This is a genomic window from Streptohalobacillus salinus, from assembly GCF_003201605.1.
Lineage (GTDB): Bacteria > Bacillota > Bacilli > Bacillales > Amphibacillaceae > Streptohalobacillus > Streptohalobacillus salinus.
Map to the genome: position 1 here is coordinate 24,439 of NZ_QJJR01000015.1, position 18,365 is coordinate 42,803.

At 40.5% G+C, this 18,365-nt stretch carries 17 protein-coding genes and 1 other annotated feature; all 17 genes read right to left on the reverse strand.

Translation table 11 applies throughout. The features are described 5' to 3' along the window. Positions 1-6: 6 nt before the first annotated feature. The 17 genes from DES38_RS10400 to sigH all read right to left on the reverse strand — a co-directional run bounded on the left by DES38_RS10400 (position 7) and on the right by sigH (position 18,229). Positions 7-219 (reverse strand): hypothetical protein, encoded by a 213-nt coding sequence (locus tag DES38_RS10400; protein WP_146206376.1) that lies wholly within the window; start codon positions 217-219, stop codon positions 7-9. Positions 220-474: 255 nt separating this feature from the next. Beyond that, complete coding sequence (tuf, locus tag DES38_RS10405) at positions 475-1,665, reverse strand: elongation factor Tu (RefSeq protein WP_110252048.1); 1,191 nt, start codon at positions 1,663-1,665, stop codon at positions 475-477. Between the two features lie 116 nt (positions 1,666-1,781). Then, positions 1,782-3,860, reverse strand: coding sequence for an elongation factor G (gene fusA / locus DES38_RS10410; protein WP_110252049.1), 2,079 nt, complete (start codon positions 3,858-3,860; stop codon positions 1,782-1,784). Between the two features lie 107 nt (positions 3,861-3,967). Beyond that, positions 3,968-4,438, reverse strand: coding sequence for a 30S ribosomal protein S7 (gene rpsG, locus DES38_RS10415; RefSeq protein WP_110252050.1), 471 nt, complete (start codon positions 4,436-4,438; stop codon positions 3,968-3,970). A gap of 45 nt (positions 4,439-4,483) precedes the next feature. Beyond that, positions 4,484-4,903, reverse strand: coding sequence for a 30S ribosomal protein S12 (rpsL, locus tag DES38_RS10420; RefSeq protein ID WP_110252051.1), 420 nt, complete (start codon positions 4,901-4,903; stop codon positions 4,484-4,486). Between the two features lie 108 nt (positions 4,904-5,011). Next, positions 5,012-5,263, reverse strand: a complete 252-nt coding sequence (locus tag DES38_RS10425) for a ribosomal L7Ae/L30e/S12e/Gadd45 family protein (protein WP_110252052.1) — start codon at positions 5,261-5,263, stop codon at positions 5,012-5,014. 135 nt (positions 5,264-5,398) lie between these two features. Further along, complete coding sequence (rpoC, locus tag DES38_RS10430) at positions 5,399-9,016, reverse strand: DNA-directed RNA polymerase subunit beta' (protein ID WP_110252053.1); 3,618 nt, start codon at positions 9,014-9,016, stop codon at positions 5,399-5,401. A gap of 80 nt (positions 9,017-9,096) precedes the next feature. Further along, positions 9,097-12,639, reverse strand: a complete 3,543-nt coding sequence (rpoB, locus tag DES38_RS10435; RefSeq protein ID WP_211305860.1) for a DNA-directed RNA polymerase subunit beta — start codon at positions 12,637-12,639, stop codon at positions 9,097-9,099. A 449-nt stretch (positions 12,640-13,088) separates the two neighbouring features. Next, entirely contained in the window at positions 13,089-13,688 is a 600-nt protein-coding gene (locus DES38_RS10440) for a class I SAM-dependent methyltransferase (protein WP_110252055.1), read from the reverse strand. Positions 13,689-13,813: 125 nt separating this feature from the next. After that, on the reverse strand, positions 13,814-14,176 hold the full coding sequence (rplL, locus tag DES38_RS10445) for a 50S ribosomal protein L7/L12 (protein WP_110252056.1): 363 nt from the start codon (positions 14,174-14,176) through the stop codon (positions 13,814-13,816). A gap of 60 nt (positions 14,177-14,236) precedes the next feature. After that, complete coding sequence (rplJ, locus tag DES38_RS10450; protein ID WP_110252057.1) at positions 14,237-14,737, reverse strand: 50S ribosomal protein L10; 501 nt, start codon at positions 14,735-14,737, stop codon at positions 14,237-14,239. Between the two features lie 57 nt (positions 14,738-14,794). Continuing rightward, positions 14,795-14,945: a sequence feature (ribosomal protein L10 leader region), on the reverse strand. A 40-nt stretch (positions 14,946-14,985) separates the two neighbouring features. Then, positions 14,986-15,681, reverse strand: a complete 696-nt coding sequence (gene rplA, locus DES38_RS10455; RefSeq protein WP_110252058.1) for a 50S ribosomal protein L1 — start codon at positions 15,679-15,681, stop codon at positions 14,986-14,988. 176 nt (positions 15,682-15,857) lie between these two features. Continuing rightward, positions 15,858-16,283 (reverse strand): 50S ribosomal protein L11, encoded by a 426-nt coding sequence (gene rplK, locus DES38_RS10460; protein ID WP_146206377.1) that lies wholly within the window; start codon positions 16,281-16,283, stop codon positions 15,858-15,860. Positions 16,284-16,448: 165 nt separating this feature from the next. Beyond that, positions 16,449-16,985, reverse strand: coding sequence for a transcription termination/antitermination protein NusG (nusG, locus tag DES38_RS10465; protein ID WP_110252060.1), 537 nt, complete (start codon positions 16,983-16,985; stop codon positions 16,449-16,451). A gap of 146 nt (positions 16,986-17,131) precedes the next feature. Continuing rightward, on the reverse strand, positions 17,132-17,311 hold the full coding sequence (secE, locus tag DES38_RS10470) for a preprotein translocase subunit SecE (protein WP_211305861.1): 180 nt from the start codon (positions 17,309-17,311) through the stop codon (positions 17,132-17,134). Between the two features lie 41 nt (positions 17,312-17,352). Beyond that, a complete protein-coding gene (rpmG, locus tag DES38_RS10475) occupies positions 17,353-17,499 on the reverse strand; it encodes a 50S ribosomal protein L33 (RefSeq protein ID WP_110252061.1) in 147 nt (48 codons plus the stop codon). Positions 17,500-17,590: 91 nt separating this feature from the next. Then, positions 17,591-18,229 (reverse strand): RNA polymerase sporulation sigma factor SigH, encoded by a 639-nt coding sequence (gene sigH, locus DES38_RS10480; protein ID WP_211305862.1) that lies wholly within the window; start codon positions 18,227-18,229, stop codon positions 17,591-17,593. Between the last annotated feature and the right edge of the window lie 136 nt (positions 18,230-18,365).

Here is an 18,365-nt window from a genome sequence, read left to right on the forward strand (position 1 = left end):
ACCCCCTCACGCAGATGCATGAGGGGGTTTCTTCGGCAAAACAATGACTGATATTTTCGTCTCGTTTTTAATCACTGTATAGTGTTCATTCTCAATTTCACAGTTCTCGCATTGTGTCGGTATATGCGTTAGCGTTCCTTCATAGATACAATCACCTTCAAAAATAATATTTTTATCTTGAATATCAAGTAACATTCTTATAGTATGAGATATAGACAAGTGAGTTCCCTCCTAGGTTGTTTTTAGTGGTAAAACCAATTCTACAGGGTAACTCACTTGTTTTCTATATTTAAACAGAAAAAATGGTGCCAGTGAATATATTTTAATGGGTCATAACTGACGCATCAAAACCCCTTCACCAACACCAAATATTATACAGCTGTTTACATACATGATCTTCTCTATAAGTCTAACCATAAGAAAAGAGCAGCGAATGCATTCGCTGCTCTTTCATCTTGTAAAGTAAGGCTAAACTTACTTAGTAATTGTTGCTACAACACCAGCGCCTACAGTACGTCCACCCTCACGGATAGAGAATTTAGTACCATCTTCGATAGCGATTGGAGAGATTAATTCTACTGTCATTTCTACGTTGTCACCAGGCATAACCATTTCAACGCCTTCAGGAAGACGGATGATACCAGTTACGTCAGTTGTACGGAAGTAGAACTGTGGACGGTAGTTGTCGAAGAATGGCGTGTGACGTCCACCTTCTTCTTTAGATAAAACATAAACTTCTGCTTTGAAAGAAGTATGCGGTGTGATTGTACCTGGTTTAGCAAGTACTTGACCACGGTTGATGTCTTCACGTGCAACACCACGTAGTAATGCACCAATGTTATCGCCAGCTTCAGCGTAATCAAGAAGCTTACGGAACATTTCAACACCTGTTACAGTAGTTTTTGATGGCGCTTCTGCAAGACCAATGATTTCGATCTCGTCACCTACTTTAACTACACCACGCTCAACACGTCCTGTAGCTACAGTACCACGACCAGTAATTGAGAATACATCCTCAACTGGCATCATGAAAGGTTTTTCAGTATCACGGTCTGGACGAGGAATGTACTCATCAACAGCATCCATTAATTCGTAGATAGCATCTACGTATTTTTCTTCGCCTTCAAGTGCTTTAAGAGCTGAACCTTTAATTACAGGAACATCATCACCAGGGAAGTCATACTCAGATAATAGATCACGAACTTCCATTTCAACTAATTCAAGAAGTTCTTCGTCATCTACCATGTCGCATTTGTTTAAGAATACAACGATCGCAGGTACACCTACTTGACGTGAAAGTAAGATGTGCTCACGTGTTTGTGGCATTGGACCATCAGCAGCAGATACTACTAAGATCGCACCATCCATTTGAGCCGCACCAGTAATCATGTTTTTAACGTAGTCAGCGTGACCTGGGCAGTCAACGTGTGCATAGTGACGGTTTTCAGTTTCGTACTCAACGTGTGCTGTTGAGATTGTGATCCCACGTTCGCGCTCTTCTGGAGCACCATCGATTTGATCGTAAGCCATTGCAGTACCCATACCTGATCTGTTGTGTAGTACTGTAGAAATAGCTGCAGTTAATGTTGTTTTACCGTGGTCAACGTGTCCAATAGTACCAATATTTACGTGGTCTTTTGAACGGTCGAATTTTTCTTTACCCATTCTATAATTCCTCCTTGTTATAAATAAAAAGTTTTATTTTTTATGACTCATATGCGAGCTCCATAAAATATGAAGCACACAATACAAGTTATACTTTAATTTTAGTAAAAAATCAATTATTGTCCAGTATTTTTCTTGACAATTTCTTCAGAAATACTCTTAGGTACTTCTTCATAGTGGTCGAATGTCATCGTGTACGTACCACGACCTTGCGTATTTGAACGTAATGCCGTTGCATAACCGAACATTTCTGCAAGCGGAACGAAAGCTTTGACAACTTGTGCATTACCACGAGCTTCCATACCATCTACACGTCCACGACGTGATGTAACATCACCCATAATGTCACCCATGTATTCTTCAGGGATAACAATTTCTACTCTCATCATTGGCTCAAGTAGAGCGGGATCACATTTCGTTTTAGCGTTTTTAAGTGCCATAGATGCAGCTACTCTAAACGCCGTTTCGTTTGAATCGACATCGTGGTATGAACCATCGTATAATGTTGCTTTAACATCAATTAATGGATAACCAGCGACAACGCCGTTCTGTAGTGATTCTTTAATCCCTGCTTCAACAGAAGGAATATATTCACGCGGAACAACCCCACCGACGATGTTGTTAACAAACTCGTAACCAGCGCCTTCTTCGTTTGGCTCAAATTTAACCCAAACGTGTCCGTACTGTCCACGTCCACCAGATTGGCGAACGAACTTACCTTCAACTTCCGCTGATTTACGGAAAGTTTCACGGTATGATACTTGTGGAGCACCAACAGTCGCTTCAACTTTGAATTCGCGACGCATACGATCAACGATGATATCAAGGTGTAATTCACCCATACCAGAGATGATTGTTTGTCCCGTTTCAACATCAGTTTCAGTTTTGAATGTTGGATCTTCTTCAGCAAGTTTACCTAATGCGATAGACATTTTATCTTGGTCAGCTTTTGATTTTGGCTCAATTGCTACCGAGATAACTGGCTCTGGGAATTCCATTGACTCCAAGATTACTAATTCTTTTTCGTCACATAGAGTATCTCCAGTACTTGTATCTTTAAGACCAACAGCACCCGCGATATCACCCGCGAATACTTCAGCAATTTCTTCACGAGAGTTTGCGTGCATTTGTAGGATACGACCTACACGTTCACGTTTACCTTTAGAAGAGTTTTTCACGTATGAACCTGCTTTTAATGTACCAGAGTACACACGGAAGAACGTTAATTTACCAACAAATGGGTCTGTTGCAACTTTAAATGCTAACGCAGAGAACGGCTCTGAGTCATCAGCATGACGTTTGATTGGCTCTTCAGTCTCAGGAACAATTCCTTCGATTGCAGCAATATCAAGTGGTGATGGGAGGTAATCTACAACCGCATCAATCATTAATTGTACACCTTTGTTTTTGAAAGCTGAACCACAAATTACTGGATAGAAATCAACAGACAATGTCGCTTTACGGATTGCTGCTTTAATCTCTTCCTCTGTGAATTCTTCACCCTCAAGGTAACGCATCATCATGTCTTCATCTAGTTCTGCTACAGCTTCAATCAATGTTCCGCGTAACTCTTCAGCTTTTTCTTGAAGTTCCGCAGGAATTTCTCTTGATTCTGCACGTGTTCCCAAATCATCTTCGTAGTAGAATGCTTTCATGGTAACAAGGTCAATAATACCTTCGAAATCATCTTCAGCACCAATTGGATATTGGATTGGGTGAGCGTTAGCTCCTAGACGGTCTACCATTGTACCTACTGAGTACATAAAATCTGCACCTGTTTTATCCATCTTGTTGACGAATACAACACGAGGTACACCATATGTTGTCGCTTGACGCCATACAGTTTCTGTTTGTGGTTCAACACCTGATTGTGCATCAAGTACGGCTACCGCACCATCAAGTACACGAAGTGAACGTTCAACCTCAACTGTGAAGTCTACGTGTCCTGGTGTATCGATAATGTTAATTCGGTGACCTTTCCACTGAGCAGTAGTCGCAGCAGAGGTAATAGTAATACCACGCTCTTGCTCTTGTTCCATCCAGTCCATTTGTGAAGCACCTTCATGCGTTTCACCAATTTTGTGGATACGACCAGTATAGAATAAAATACGCTCAGTAGCTGTTGTTTTACCGGCATCGATGTGAGCCATGATCCCGATATTACGCGTATTCTCCAAGGAGAATTCTCTAGGCATATGTGTTTCTCCTTCCTCTTATCTAAATCTTTTGAATTTTTAAGTTCTGACACACAAAAAATCTCGAGTTGATGTTATTCAGTGTACTGAATAACATCAAGAGATTATTACCAACGGTAGTGAGCAAACGCTTTGTTTGCATCTGCCATTTTATGCATATCTTCACGTTTCTTAACTGCTGCACCAGTGTTGTTAGATGCATCAAGAATTTCGTTAGCTAGGCGCTCTTCCATTGTTTTTTCTCCGCGTAAGCGTGAGTAGTTAACAATGTAACGAAGACCTAATGCTTGACGACGTTCTGGACGTACTTCAACTGGTACTTGATAGTTAGAACCACCAACACGGCGAGCACGTACTTCAAGTACAGGCATAACATTCTTCATTGCTTGTTCGAACACTTCAATAGCAGGTTGACCGCTACGTTCTTGAACAGCTTCGAATGCTGAGTAAAGAATTTTTTGAGACTGTCCTCTTTTTCCATCAACCATCATTTGGTTGATCAAACGAGTTACAAGTTTTGAGTTGTATAACGGATCTGGTAAGACATCACGTTTTGCTACAGGACCTTTACGTGGCATAGTCTAACCTCCTTTCATATAGTAGAATTTATCGATTGTTTTAAATTATTTTGCTGCTTTAGGGCGTTTTGTACCGTATTTAGAACGGCCTTGCATACGTCCATCAACACCAGCTGTATCTAACGCACCACGTACAACATGGTAGCGCACACCAGGTAAATCTTTAACACGTCCTCCACGAATTAACACGACACTGTGCTCTTGAAGGTTGTGACCAATACCAGGAATATAAGCAGTTACCTCGATACCATTTGTCAAACGCACACGTGCATATTTACGTAGCGCCGAGTTAGGTTTCTTAGGCGTTAACGTACCAACACGCGTACAAACACCGCGTTTTTGTGGAGATGATTGGTTCGTTAAAGATTTCTTGAAACTGTTATAACCTTTATTTAAAGCTGGTGAGTCAGACTTTTTAGTCTTTGTCACACGGCCTTTACGTACTAATTGATTAATTGTTGGCATAACTTGTTCCTCCTCTCGTTACGTTTTGTAATACCACACATCCAGGTGGTTCATTTATAAGCAAAAAACAAAGCCTTCGTAAATCAACACCGTCAATTTACCAAAACCTTATTGCTTTATCGCTACGGCTGCTGTACCTACATCAATTCCACACGCTTTGCCTAATCGCTTCTTTGAATCGACCAGAGCATAAGGAATCTCCGTTTTATCAGCTAAATGAATGAGCTTGTTTATCATATAAGGATCAATGTCCTCTGCAATAATCAACTCTTTCACATCGCCACTTTTAATCGCTTTGATCGTTTGTTTAGTCCCAATGACTAGACGATCACTTGCTAGAATGACTTTTTCATAAGACATTTTCATATCCTCCAAAGCATTTAAAGTAACAGAAGCACCTTGAATATAGTACCATCCAGCAAAGTAAATGTCAACTTAATTTAAGAAAAATCATTAACTCTTTTCACTGGATGGCCCATTGTTCAAAGTAAAATTCTATTCCACAGTTTCTTCGTTGTCCGCTTCATCTTCCACAACGTTCACAACCGGTTTTTCCGTTTGTGCTTCGATTTTACGGTAACGTTGCATACCCGTACCTGCCGGTACAAGTTTACCAATGATGACATTTTCTTTAAGACCAAGTAATTCATCACGTTTACCTTTAATCGCCGCATCCGTTAAGACGCGCGTTGTTTCTTGGAATGACGCCGCTGATAAGAATGAGTCTGTCTCAAGTGATGCTTTCGTAATCCCAAGCAATACTGGACGACCAACTGCTGGTTCTTTTTGATCTAACAATGCTTTCTTATTTGCTTCTTTAAATTGGTGAATCTCAATCAATGCACCTGGAAGAACTTCTGTTTCACCAGCATCTGAGATACGCACTTTACGTAACATCTGGCGCACCATTACTTCTACGTGTTTGTCACCGATTTCTACCCCTTGCATCCGGTATACTTTCTGAACTTCTTTAAGAAGATATGACTGGACGCCATCGACACCTTGGAACTTAAGCAATTCTTTCGGGTCAATCGAACCTTCTGTTAAAGCGCCACCTGAAACAACGGTATCACCAACAACGACATTAACACGCGCACCGTAAGGAACCGTGTACGTACGCGATTCGATAGCCCCTTGAACGACAATTTCTTGTTTTTCTTTTACTTCGGTAATGTCTGATACTGTGCCATCAATCTCGCTAATAAGCGCTTGACCTTTTGGATTACGCGCTTCAAAAATCTCTTGGATACGCGGTAAACCTTGGGTAATATCCGAACCAGCAACACCACCGGTGTGGAATGTACGCATCGTTAGCTGTGTACCTGGCTCACCGATTGATTGAGCAGCGATAATACCTACAGCTTCACCAACTTCAACCTCTTGACCAGTAGCTAAGTTACGTCCATAACACTTCTTACATGCACCGTGTTTTGTGTTACATGTAAAGACCGTCCGAATCGTTACTTCTTCAATACCTGCATCAATGATTTGTTTCGCAATTTCCTCACTAATGAATGCATCGCGTTCAACTAATACGGCTTTTGTTTCTGGGTGACGAACGGTTTGGAATGCCGTCCGACCAATTAAACGGTCAGCTAAAGGCTCAATTACTTCTGTTCCTTCTTTAATCGCTGAAACAGTTAAACCACGATCCGTATGACAGTCGTCTTCACGAACAATCACATCTTGTGCAACATCAACTAGACGACGTGTTAAGTAACCGGAATCCGCCGTTTTTAGTGCTGTATCGGCTAAACCTTTACGCGCACCGTGCGTTGAAATAAAGTACTCTAAGACCGTTAAACCTTCACGGAAACTTGATTTAATCGGTAACTCAATGATACGACCAGCCGGGTTGGCCATCAGACCACGCATCCCTGCAAGTTGGGTAAAGTTAGATGCATTACCACGCGCACCAGAGTCACTCATCATAAAGATTGGGTTTCTGTGACTTAATGATTTCATCAATTTATCTTGAATAACGTCTTTTGCTTGTGACCAAATTGCAATCACTCGTTCATAACGCTCATCTTCAGTGATTAAACCACGACGGAATTGTTTCATAACTTTATCAACTTTTCCTTGTGCTTCATCTAAGATTTCTTGTTTTTCCGCAAGTACAACGATATCCGCCACACCTACAGTAATACCCGCTTGTGTTGAGTATTTGAAACCTAAGTCTTTCATCTTATCAAGCATTTTAGATGTTTCACTGATCTTAAAGCGTTTAAAGACTTCAGCGATGATATCACCTAGAATACCTTTTTTGAACGGCAGGATCCGTTCGCGATTTTTGATATCTTCCTTGATGTCCGTTCCTTTAGCTACGAAGTAATGCTCTGGCGTTTTAACTTCTAAGTTAAAAGCTGTTGGCTCATTCATGTAAGGGAATGACTCAGGCAAGATCGAGTTGAATATTAATTTACCGATTGTTGTGATTAACAATTGATCTTTTTGTTCGTCCGTGAAGTTTGCTTTACCTAGTGATGATGCTTGAACTGCAATTCGCGTGTGCAAGTGTGCATAACCATTGTGATAAGCAAGCATTGCCTCATCAATGTTTTTGAAGACTAACCCTTCACCGATTGCACCTTCACGTTCTAAGGTAAGGTAGTAGTTACCAAGTACCATATCCTGTGATGGTGTTACAACTGGCTTACCATCTTTAGGGTTCAAGATGTTTTGTGCCGCTAACATAAGAATGCGTGCTTCAGCTTGCGCTTCTGCAGATAACGGAACGTGAACAGCCATTTGGTCTCCATCAAAGTCAGCGTTATAAGCTGTACAAACTAATGGGTGCAAACGAATCGCACGGCCTTCTACTAAGGTAGGTTCAAATGCTTGAATACCTAGACGGTGAAGCGTTGGAGCACGGTTCAGCAAGACTGGGTGTTCACTAATCACATCTTCAAGGACTTCCCAAACTTCGTCATGAAGACGTTCGATTTTACGTTTTGCAGATTTAATATTGTGTGCAAGTCCGCGTTCAACGAGTTCTTTCATAATAAATGGTTTGAATAATTCAACAGCCATTTCTTTTGGTAGACCACATTGATACATTTTAAGGTTAGGACCAACGACGATAACTGAACGACCAGAATAATCGACACGTTTACCTAGTAAGTTTTGACGGAAACGCCCTTGTTTACCTTTAAGCATGTGCGATAACGATTTAAGTGGACGGTTACCTGGTCCCGTTACCGGACGACCACGACGACCGTTATCAATTAACGCATCGACCGCTTCTTGTAACATACGTTTCTCATTTTGCACGATAATATTTGGTGCGCCTAAATCAAGCAGACGCTTCAAACGGTTATTACGGTTAATCACCCGACGGTATAAATCATTTAAATCTGACGTTGCAAAACGTCCACCATCTAATTGAACCATTGGACGAATTTCCGGAGGAATAATCGGTAACACATCAAGAATCATCCATGATGGGTTATTACCTGAGTGTCTAAATGCTTCTACAACCTCTAAACGTTTAATCGCACGTGTACGACGTTGACCTTGTGCTGATTTTAACTCTTCACGTAACAACTCGACCTCTTTTTCTAAGTCGATATCTTGTAAGATTTTCTTGACTGCTTCTGCACCCATTTGGGCGTGGAAGCCTTGACCGTACTTATCACGATAAGCGCGGTACTCTTTTTCCGACAGTAATTGTTTCTTTTCTAAAGCCGTCTCACCTGGGTCGGTAACGATATAGGCAGCAAAGTAGATAACTTCTTCAAGTGCTCTTGGTGACATATCAAGAATAAGTCCCATACGACTTGGAATCCCTTTAAAGTACCAAATATGTGATACAGGTGCTGCAAGTTCAATGTGTCCCATCCGCTCACGACGCACTTTTGATTTCGTTACTTCAACACCACAACGATCACAAACAACGCCTTTGTAACGTACACGTTTGTACTTTCCACAATGACATTCCCAATCTTTTTGTGGACCGAAAATTCTTTCGCAGAACAAACCATCTTTTTCTGGTTTTAACGTACGGTAGTTAATCGTTTCTGGTTTTTTTACTTCCCCATATGACCATGATCGAATTTTGTCTGGTGATGCCAAACCTATTTTCATAAATTCGAAATTATTTACATCTAGCAAGGGGTCAACCTCCCTTTTAGTATGTGGTGGACCTCATCCGATTTCAGATGAGGTCCTACATCTATTCTACTTTGTTCGACTTACTTTTCTTCAAACTCTAAATTAAATTGGTCTTGTGATGTTTCGTCGTCATCTAAATCACGAAGCTCGATTTCTTCTTCATCCGCTGATAACATTTTCACATCCATACCTAAACTTTGTAATTCTTTAATTAATACTTTAAATGATTCTGGAATCCCCGGTTCTGGTACATTCTCACCCTTAACGATGGCTTCGTATGTTTTCACACGACCAACCACATCATCCGATTTAACTGTTAAGATTTCTTGTAATGTATAAGCAGCACCGTAAGCTTCTAATGCCCAAACTTCCATCTCACCAAAACGCTGTCCACCAAATTGCGCTTTACCACCAAGTGGTTGTTGCGTAACCAGTGAGTAAGGACCTGTTGAACGCGCGTGAAGTTTATCATCAACCATGTGCGCAAGTTTAATCATGTACATGACACCAACTGACACACGGTTATCAAATGCTTCACCTGAACGTCCATCATAAAGAATTGTCTTCGCATCACGTGGCATGCCGGATTCTTCAATGGTCTCCCAGACATCTTCCTCAGAAGCGCCATCAAATACTGGCGTTGCAACATGGATGCCTAAATGTCTCGCAGCCATACCTAAGTGCAACTCTAAAACTTGACCGATATTCATACGTGATGGTACCCCTAGTGGGTTAAGCATGATATCGATTGGCGTACCATCCGGTAAGAATGGCATATCTTCTTCTGGTAAGATTTTCGAGATAACACCTTTGTTACCGTGACGACCAGCCATTTTGTCACCTTCGTGAATTTTCCGCTTTTGTACGATGTATACACGCACCAACTGGTTTACACCTGGTGGTAATTCATCACCATCAACGCGGTTGAAGATTTTAACATCAAGGACAATCCCACCTGCACCATGCGGTACACGGAGTGATGTATCACGTACTTCACGTGCTTTTTCACCGAAGATTGCATGGAGTAAACGTTCTTCTGCTGACAATTCGGTCACACCTTTAGGTGTCACTTTCCCAACAAGCAGATCGCCATCTTCAACTTCTGCACCCACGCGGATAATGCCTCGTTCGTCTAAGTCGCGTAGTGCGTCTTCACCGACGTTAGGAATATCACGTGTGATCTCCTCGGGTCCGAGCTTTGTATCACGTGCTTCTGATTCATATTCTTCAATATGGATAGATGTATACACATCATCTTTAACTAAACGCTCACTCATGATGATCGCATCTTCATAGTTGTAACCATCCCAAGTCATGAAACCAACAAGTACATTTTGTCCTAGCGCTAGTTCGCCGTCTTCCATTGAAGGTCCATCTGCAAGAATTTCCCCTTTTGCAACGTGGTCACCTACACTAATAATTGGACGTTGGTTATAACATGTCCCTTGATTCGAACGAATGAATTTTTGAAGTTTGTAACGATCAACGTCACCTTGGACTTCATTACCCTCTACATCACTTACTCTTCTGATACGGATTTCTTTCGCTTCAACGCGCTCAACAATTCCATCATGTTGACAAATAACAGCTGCACCAGAGTCTTTACCTGATACATACTCCATACCTGTACCAACAATTGGTGAATGTGGTTGCAACAACGGAACAGCCTGACGCTGCATGTTGGCACCCATCAAGGCACGGTTCGAGTCATCATTTTCCAAGAAAGGAATACATGCTGTTGCTGCTGAAACTACCTGTTTCGGCGATACATCCATGTAATCAACTTTTTCCCGGGCAACACTTTTATTCTCACCACGGAAACGCGAAATAACTTCATCATCAATAAATGAACCGTCATCAGCAAGACGAGCGTTCGCTTGTGCGACAACATAGTTATCTTCTTCATCAGCCGTTAAGTAATCATAGTGTTCCGTTACTTTTCCAGTTTCAGGATCAACACGACGATAAGGGGTTTCAATAAAACCAAATTTATTTACTTTCGCAAATGATGAAAGCGAGTTAATTAAACCAATATTCGGTCCCTCTGGCGTTTCAATCGGGCACATACGACCATAGTGCGAGTAGTGAACGTCACGCACTTCAAAACCTGCACGCTCACGTGTTAAACCACCGGGTCCAAGCGCTGAAAGACGACGCTTGTGCGTTAATTCAGCTAGTGGATTCGTTTGATCCATAAACTGAGATAACTGAGAGCTACCAAAGAACTCTTTAATCGACGCAATAACTGGTCGAATGTTAATTAATTGTTGCGGTGTGATTGCTGATGTGTCTTGAATCGACATCCGCTCACGTACCACCCGTTCCATACGTGATAGACCAATACGGAACTGGTTCTGTAACAACTCACCTACAGAACGCAAACGACGATTACCTAAGTGGTCAATGTCATCTGTGTTTCCAACTTGGTGTAAGATATTAAAGAAATAATTAATTGCTGCTAAAATATCTGCTGGCGCAATGTTTTTAACTTTGTCAGAAACAAGTCCATTTCCAATAACATTTAACGTACGCTCACCTTCTGGATCAGTCGGGTCAACGATTTTAATGTTTTGCAGGCGCACTGGATCTTCTAAGACACTATCTTGTAATTCAAGCTCAAAATCACCTAAACGATCTTCCTCGCGCTCTAAGTAAGGCATAAGACGATCAAGTACACGACGGTCAATAAGTGTGCCTTCCTCAGCAAGTACTTCTCCTGTTTCAGGATCAGCAATCGTCTCAGCTAATGTTTGATTAAACAAACGGTTCTTAATATGAAGCTTTTTATTCATTTTATAACGACCCACATGAGCTAAATCATAGCGTTTTGGATCGAAGAAACGCGAAATAAGTAAACTCTTTGCATTTTCGACTGTTGGTGGTTCACCAGGACGAAGACGCTCGTAAATTTCAAGCAATGCTTTTTCACTTGTTTCAGTGTTATCTTTTTCTAATGTGTTACGTAAATATTCATTATCACCGATTAAATCAATGATTTCTTGATCTGTGCTAAAACCTAAGGCACGCAACAGAACAGTGATTGGTAATTTACGGGTACGGTCGATGCGGACATGGACAACGTCTTTCGCATCTGTTTCAAACTCTAACCACGCACCACGGTTCGGAATAACTGTAGCTGTATAGCCACGTTTACCGTTTTTATCAATCTTTTTACTGAAGTACACACTTGGCGAACGCACAAGCTGAGAAACAATAACACGTTCCGCACCATTAATAACGAATGTGCCTGTGTCTGTCATCAATGGGAAATCACCCATGAATACTTCTTGCTCTTTTACTTCACCTGTTTCATTATTTAACAATCGGACTTTTACCCGAAGTGGCGCATTATACGTCACATCGCGCTCTTTTGATTCATCAACTGAATACTTAGGTTCGTTTAAACTATAATCAACAAACTCTAACGATAGATTTCCTTGGAAATCTTCAATCGGAGAAATATCCTTAAACATTTCTCGTAAACCTTCCTCTAAGAACCATTCATAAGAAGCTGTCTGAATTTCAATAAGATTCGGTAACTCTAGTACCTCACTAATTCGTGCGTAGCTTCTGCGCTGGCGGTGTCGTCCGTACTGAACTAGTTGACCTGTCAACTGCTTCACCCCTCAAATCAAGAATAAAAAACAAAAAAGCTTAATCAAGAAAAATTTTGTTAAGCCTGTATACCGAATACTTTCCCAGATGTCAACTATTGACTTATCAAACGGAATCGGTATAATTTAAATCAGATAATATGTTCGGTAACTACCGAACATTGGCTCAAGATAAAAAACGAGCCATTTATGACAAACATTTGTCAACATAACAAATGCCATAAACCTCAATAGATATTTGCACGCATAAAGAAACAAGGATTACTACCTGATCAAAACTTCAATCATAATTAATCCCCGGGCGTGTACACTCACAAAAATTCCAACTTACGTTCGCCATTCACGTTATAATTTCGTGTTTTCTAAAAAAACACTTGACAAAAAAACGTGCTATTGGCATTTTTCAATGTTACCACAACAGGTCATCCAAGTCAAAGGATTTCCTCTTCTTCTTCTTGCTACTTCTCTGCTCGAATAATAAAATACCCTTTATTTTTGGTCACAAGATCAACCGTTGCGAATAAGGTTTCTAATTTCTTTATCGCCGAAGGCGCTCCTTGTTTCTTTTGGATCACTACCCAAAGCGTACCCCCTATTTTTAAATGTTCAAAACTATCTTCAAACATTTGATGAACCGTTTGTTTACCTGCCCGAATCGGCGGGTTTGTTAAAATACTAGCAAAATTATCTTCACTAATCTTCTCGAAGATGTCACTCAAATGAAATTGAACATTCGTCACTTGATTTGCTTTTGCATTTTTTTCTGCCAGTTCAAGGGCGCGCATATTTACATCACTTAAGTGTATCGTGCGTTCCGGATACACTTTGGCTAATGAAAGACCGATCGGTCCATAACCACAACCTAAATCTAGAATATCACCGGGAACATCTGGCGATTGATAAGCTTCAATCAGTGTTCTCGAGCCAAAATCAACATCATTTTTTGAAAAAACACCCCCATCACTTGTAAATGTGAAGGCATGACCTTTGAGAGTATACGACCATGTTTTTTGATCGCTTTTTGTTTGGGGATTGGCTGTAAAGTATTGTTCAGACACTTGAAATATTCACCTGCCTTATCTTCATGAAAGTGGTTCACTAAAACCAACGAGGGATAAAATAAAGAAAAATAAAAGCCCGCCTCTAAAGACGAGCTCTTATTCTATCCAAAATAGTCGAGTGACTATTTTACTTCTACGTCAGCGCCTGCTTCTTCAAGTTTAGCTTTCATTTCTTCAGCTTCGTCTTTAGAAACACCTTCTTTGATTGCGCCTGGTGCGTTATCTACTAAGTCTTTAGCATCTTTAAGACCAAGACCAGTGATTTCACGTACCGCTTTTACAACTTTAATTTTAGATGCGCCAGCACCGTTTAATACTACATCAAATTCAGTTTGCTCTTCAGCAGCTTCGCCGCTTGCAGCACCTGCTGCTGCTACTGGAGCTGCTGCAGTTACACCAAATTCTTCTTCAATTGCTTTTACTAAATCGTTTAATTCAAGAACAGACATTTCTTTGATTGCTTCGATAATTTGCTCTTTAGACATTCTTATTTCCTCCTAGTAATTGTTTTTTAGTTTCGTTCGTTGCCTTATTAGGCGATGCACTTAAGCGCTTTGTTCTTCTTTTTGCTCTGCAATTGCTTTCGTTGCATAGGCAAAGTTGCGAACTGGCGCTTGAAGTACGCTGAGTAGCATAGAAAGTAAGCCTTCGTAGTTTGGAAGATCTGCAAGTTCTTTAATTTGCTCGACGCTTGCGATGTTTCCTTGGATGACGCCGCCTTTAATTTCTAGTGCTTCATGTTTTTTCGCAAAATTGTTCAAGATTTTCGCAGGTGCTACGACATCTTCATTACTGAAGGCAATCGCTGTAGGCCCTACTAGTACTTCATTTAATTCTGAAAGTTCAGCATCGTCAGCTGCACGACGAGTCATTGTATTTTTGTATACTTTGAACTCAACACCTGCATCACGTAATTCTTTACGTAATTCAGTAACCTCAGATACATCAAGACCACGATAATCAACAAGGATTGTTGATTCACTTTCACGAAGTTTTGCTGCGATTTCAGAAACAACCTGTTTCTTGTTCTCGATAACTTTTGACATTATTCCACCTCCTACCAGAATTAAACATCATACCGATCCGTATTCGAGTCTTTTATTGAAACTCAATAAAAAACCTCACGCCGTGTAGACGTGAGGGAGATTGCGTGAATGTTTAAGGTATAGAGCGTACTCAACACCTGTATTCAACACCTCGGCAGGCTATTTAAGCAAACGCCCCTGCTGTCTACGGTATAACGTATATTTTCAACCTTAGTAATTATAGCTAAACGCGTCACTAAAGTCAATAATTATTTTGAAAAGCTTGATGGGTCAATTTTAACACCAGGACCCATTGTCGATGTTACAGCTACGTTCTTCATGTAAATACCTTTTGAAGATTGAGGTTTTACTTTCATTAACGTGCCAGAAAGTGCGTTGAAGTTTTCAACCAATTTATCTAAGTCGAAAGATGCTTTACCGATTGGAACGTGTACGTTTGATTGACGATCAACACGGTATTCAACTTTACCTGCTTTGATTTCTTGGATTGCTTTTTCAACATCGAAAGTTACTGTACCTGTTTTAGGGTTTGGCATTAAGCCTTTAGGTCCTAATACGCGGCCCAATTTACCAACTTCAGCCATCATGTCTGGCGTTGCTACGATCACATCAAAATCAAACCAACCTTGGTTAATTTTATTGATAAGATCTGCTTCACCTACATAATCAGCGCCAGCTGCTTCTGCTTCTTTCGCTTTATCACCTTTAGCAAATACTAAAACAGTTTGTGTTTTACCAGTACCGTGTGGCAATACCATTGCCCCACGAATTTGTTGGTCAGCTTTCTTAGGATCTACACCTAAACGAAAAGCGGCTTCCACTGTCTCATCGAATTTTGCAGTTGCATTTTCTTTTACTAATTTAAGCGCTTCTTCAACATCATACATTTTAGTACGGTCGATTAATTTCAACGCTTCTTGTTGTTTTTTTGATTTTTTAGCCATTATCATTTCCTCCTTGAATGTGGTTTTAACGGTTATACCTCCCACTTAAAAAAAGCGGATCCCGCTCACGCGCTGCGAGCGGGCACTAGTTGACATTTACCCCTAGTTCATCTGCCTACAAAAAGGTTGCGACATGACAAAAGCCATTACCGCAACCTTCTCCTTACACACGTTGATTAGTCCTCGATAACGATTCCCATGCTACGTGCAGTACCTTCAACCATGCGCATTGCTGCTTCTACGTCAGCTGCGTTTAAATCAGGCATTTTTGTTTCTGCGATTTCTTTTACTTGATCACGCTTCAACGTTGCAACTTTGTTGCGGTTTGGTTCACCTGATGCAGTTTCGATACCCGCTGCTTTCTTAAGCAATACAGCAGCTGGTGGAGTTTTTGTGATAAATGTAAATGAACGGTCCTCAAATACTGAGATTTCTACTGGAATAATAAGACCAGCTTGCTCTTGAGTACGCGCATTAAATTCTTTACAGAATCCCATAATGTTCACACCTGCTTGACCTAATGCAGGTCCTACCGGTGGAGCTGGATTTGCTTTCCCTGCTGGGATTTGAAGTTTCACTACCTTAATTACTTTTTTAGCCACGAGACACACCTCCTTAAGTCCGTGATGTGGTCAAAGGGTGTTGACCCTCCCACTCAAATTTCATATACTATATAACCTTATACTCGAGGCATAAAGAACATTAAAATTTTAGCACGCCCGAACAAATAATGCAAGGGCAGGAATTACAATTCGCTAAATTTTTATTTAGGACATGCGTTCAACTTGTTGATAATCAAGTTCAACTGGTGTTTCACGACCAAACATATCCACGTGTACTTTAACCTTCTGACGGTCTGCATCGATTTCTTTAATGACACCTTCACGTCCGATAAACGCACCATCTGTGACGGTGACTTGATCACCGATATCGTAATCAATCTCGATAACATTTTCTTTCATACCCATGCGCTTGAGAATCGTTTCCGCTTCTTCTGGCAAGAGTGGTGTAGGTTTTGAACCGGATCCGGCAGACCCAACAAACCCAGTGACACCTGGTGTATTTCGCACCACATACCACGAATCGTCCGTCATAATCATCTCGGCCAACACATAACCTGGAAAGACTTTTTTCTTCGCCACTTTCTTTTTACCATTTTTGATTTCAGTTTCTTCATCTTCAGGTACAAGAATGCGGAAAATTTTATCTTCCATGCCCATAGAAGCAAGACGCTTCTCAAGATTTGCCATCACTTTGTTCTCATAACCTGAGTACGTATGCACAACATACCATTGTTTTTCCATCTTTTAAACCCTCCCTTTGCTTTTTTGTTAATAACCATAAATTTCTCCAATTTAAAAAACCCGCAAAAAGACGGGTTTTAAAGACAAATGTTTCATTCGCTTCTTTTATTATAGCATAGATTCATATATTTCACTTCATAGAATGACTATTCAAATAAAAGATTTAAAATTTCCGTAATTCCTAAATCAACAATAACGAAAAAGAGCGCAATAAAAGCAACAGTTGCGATCACTGTAATCGTAGAGTTTGTTAATTCTTTTCTACCCGGCCAAGAAACTTTTTTCATTTCACGTGAGACGTTTTTAAAAAATGATACTAATTTCACAATGTGTTCCTCCAAACCTAAAAATAAAATAATGGCTCAATCTATTTCGTTTCACGATGTAGCGTGTGTTTATTACATCTCTTACAAAACTTTTTAAGTTCTAAACGCACGGCATTTGCTGTATTTTTATCCGAATGATAATTTCGGCTTAAACACTCTGTACAAGCGAGTACAATTTTCTTTTTCATTTTTTTCACCCTAACTTTGTTCATCATTATTAATGTAGCATTAATAACTAACTGGTGTCAACTTAACTTGTGAAAAAAGTCCTGCTTATGGTTAGATTTTAAGCAATGACCAATCAAAGTCGCGCTCGAGTTTGCGCTTGATTCTCTGTAGAGCGTTATCAATCGACTTGACGTGACGATTCAGTGTCGTTGATATCTCTTGATAGGTCAATCCCTCAAGATACAAATACAATACCTCTCGTTCTAGACTTGTCAAAGCTTTATCTAGTTTACCGTGAAATATTCCTTTTTGCTCCTGGCTAATCAGTTGCGCTTCAGGATCGATGACATATTGTTGGTCACCTAAAACATCCAGGAGTGTGCGTTCAGACTCTTCATCATACATCGGTTTGTCTAATGAGACATAAGAATTTAATGGGCTATGTTTTAAACGCGTCGCCGCTTTGATTGCTGTTATCATTTGTCTTGTCACGCAAAGCTCCGCAAAGGCACGAAAACTCGCTTGATAACTGTCATCAAAATCGCGGACCGCTTTATAAAGACCGACCATGCCTTCTTGAACGATATCCTCATAATCTGCCCCAACTAAGAAATACGTGCCTGCTTTTTTTCTCACAAACCCACGGTATTTTTGGATCAGGTATTCCAGCGCTAATGGGTCCCCAGCTTTCACATAAGCCGTTAAGCGCTCGTCTGATAGCTGTTCATACGTTATTTGTTCATTATCCATACCTAGGTCTTGTTGATACAAAAGCAATCACCTCCTAAAAAGGACACACTAGAAATATTATACAGTAAGCGCTTTAATTCCGTCAACCACTTTAAGTACACCGATAAGCTGACAACCTAACTTTTAGCTTTTTAAA

Bases quoted from the DNA above. Each gene is read 5' to 3' on its own strand.
- tuf (WP_110252048.1), bottom strand. From the start codon at position 1,665: ATGGGTAAAGAAAAATTCGACCGTTCAAAAGACCACGTAAATATTGGT.
- fusA (WP_110252049.1), bottom strand. From the start codon at position 3,860: ATGCCTAGAGAATTCTCCTTGGAGAATACGCGTAATATCGGGATCATG.
- rpsG (WP_110252050.1), bottom strand. From the start codon at position 4,438: ATGCCACGTAAAGGTCCTGTAGCAAAACGTGATGTCTTACCAGATCCG.
- rpsL (WP_110252051.1), bottom strand. From the start codon at position 4,903: ATGCCAACAATTAATCAATTAGTACGTAAAGGCCGTGTGACAAAGACT.
- DES38_RS10425 (WP_110252052.1), bottom strand. From the start codon at position 5,263: ATGTCTTATGAAAAAGTCATTCTAGCAAGTGATCGTCTAGTCATTGGG.
- rplL (WP_110252056.1), bottom strand. From the start codon at position 14,176: ATGTCTAAAGAGCAAATTATCGAAGCAATCAAAGAAATGTCTGTTCTT.
- rplJ (WP_110252057.1), bottom strand. From the start codon at position 14,737: ATGTCAAAAGTTATCGAGAACAAGAAACAGGTTGTTTCTGAAATCGCA.
- rplA (WP_110252058.1), bottom strand. From the start codon at position 15,681: ATGGCTAAAAAATCAAAAAAACAACAAGAAGCGTTGAAATTAATCGAC.
- nusG (WP_110252060.1), bottom strand. From the start codon at position 16,985: ATGGAAAAACAATGGTATGTTGTGCATACGTACTCAGGTTATGAGAAC.
- rpmG (WP_110252061.1), bottom strand. From the start codon at position 17,499: ATGAAAAAGAAAATTGTACTCGCTTGTACAGAGTGTTTAAGCCGAAAT.
- sigH (WP_211305862.1), bottom strand. From the start codon at position 18,229: ATGGATAATGAACAAATAACGTATGAACAGCTATCAGACGAGCGCTTA.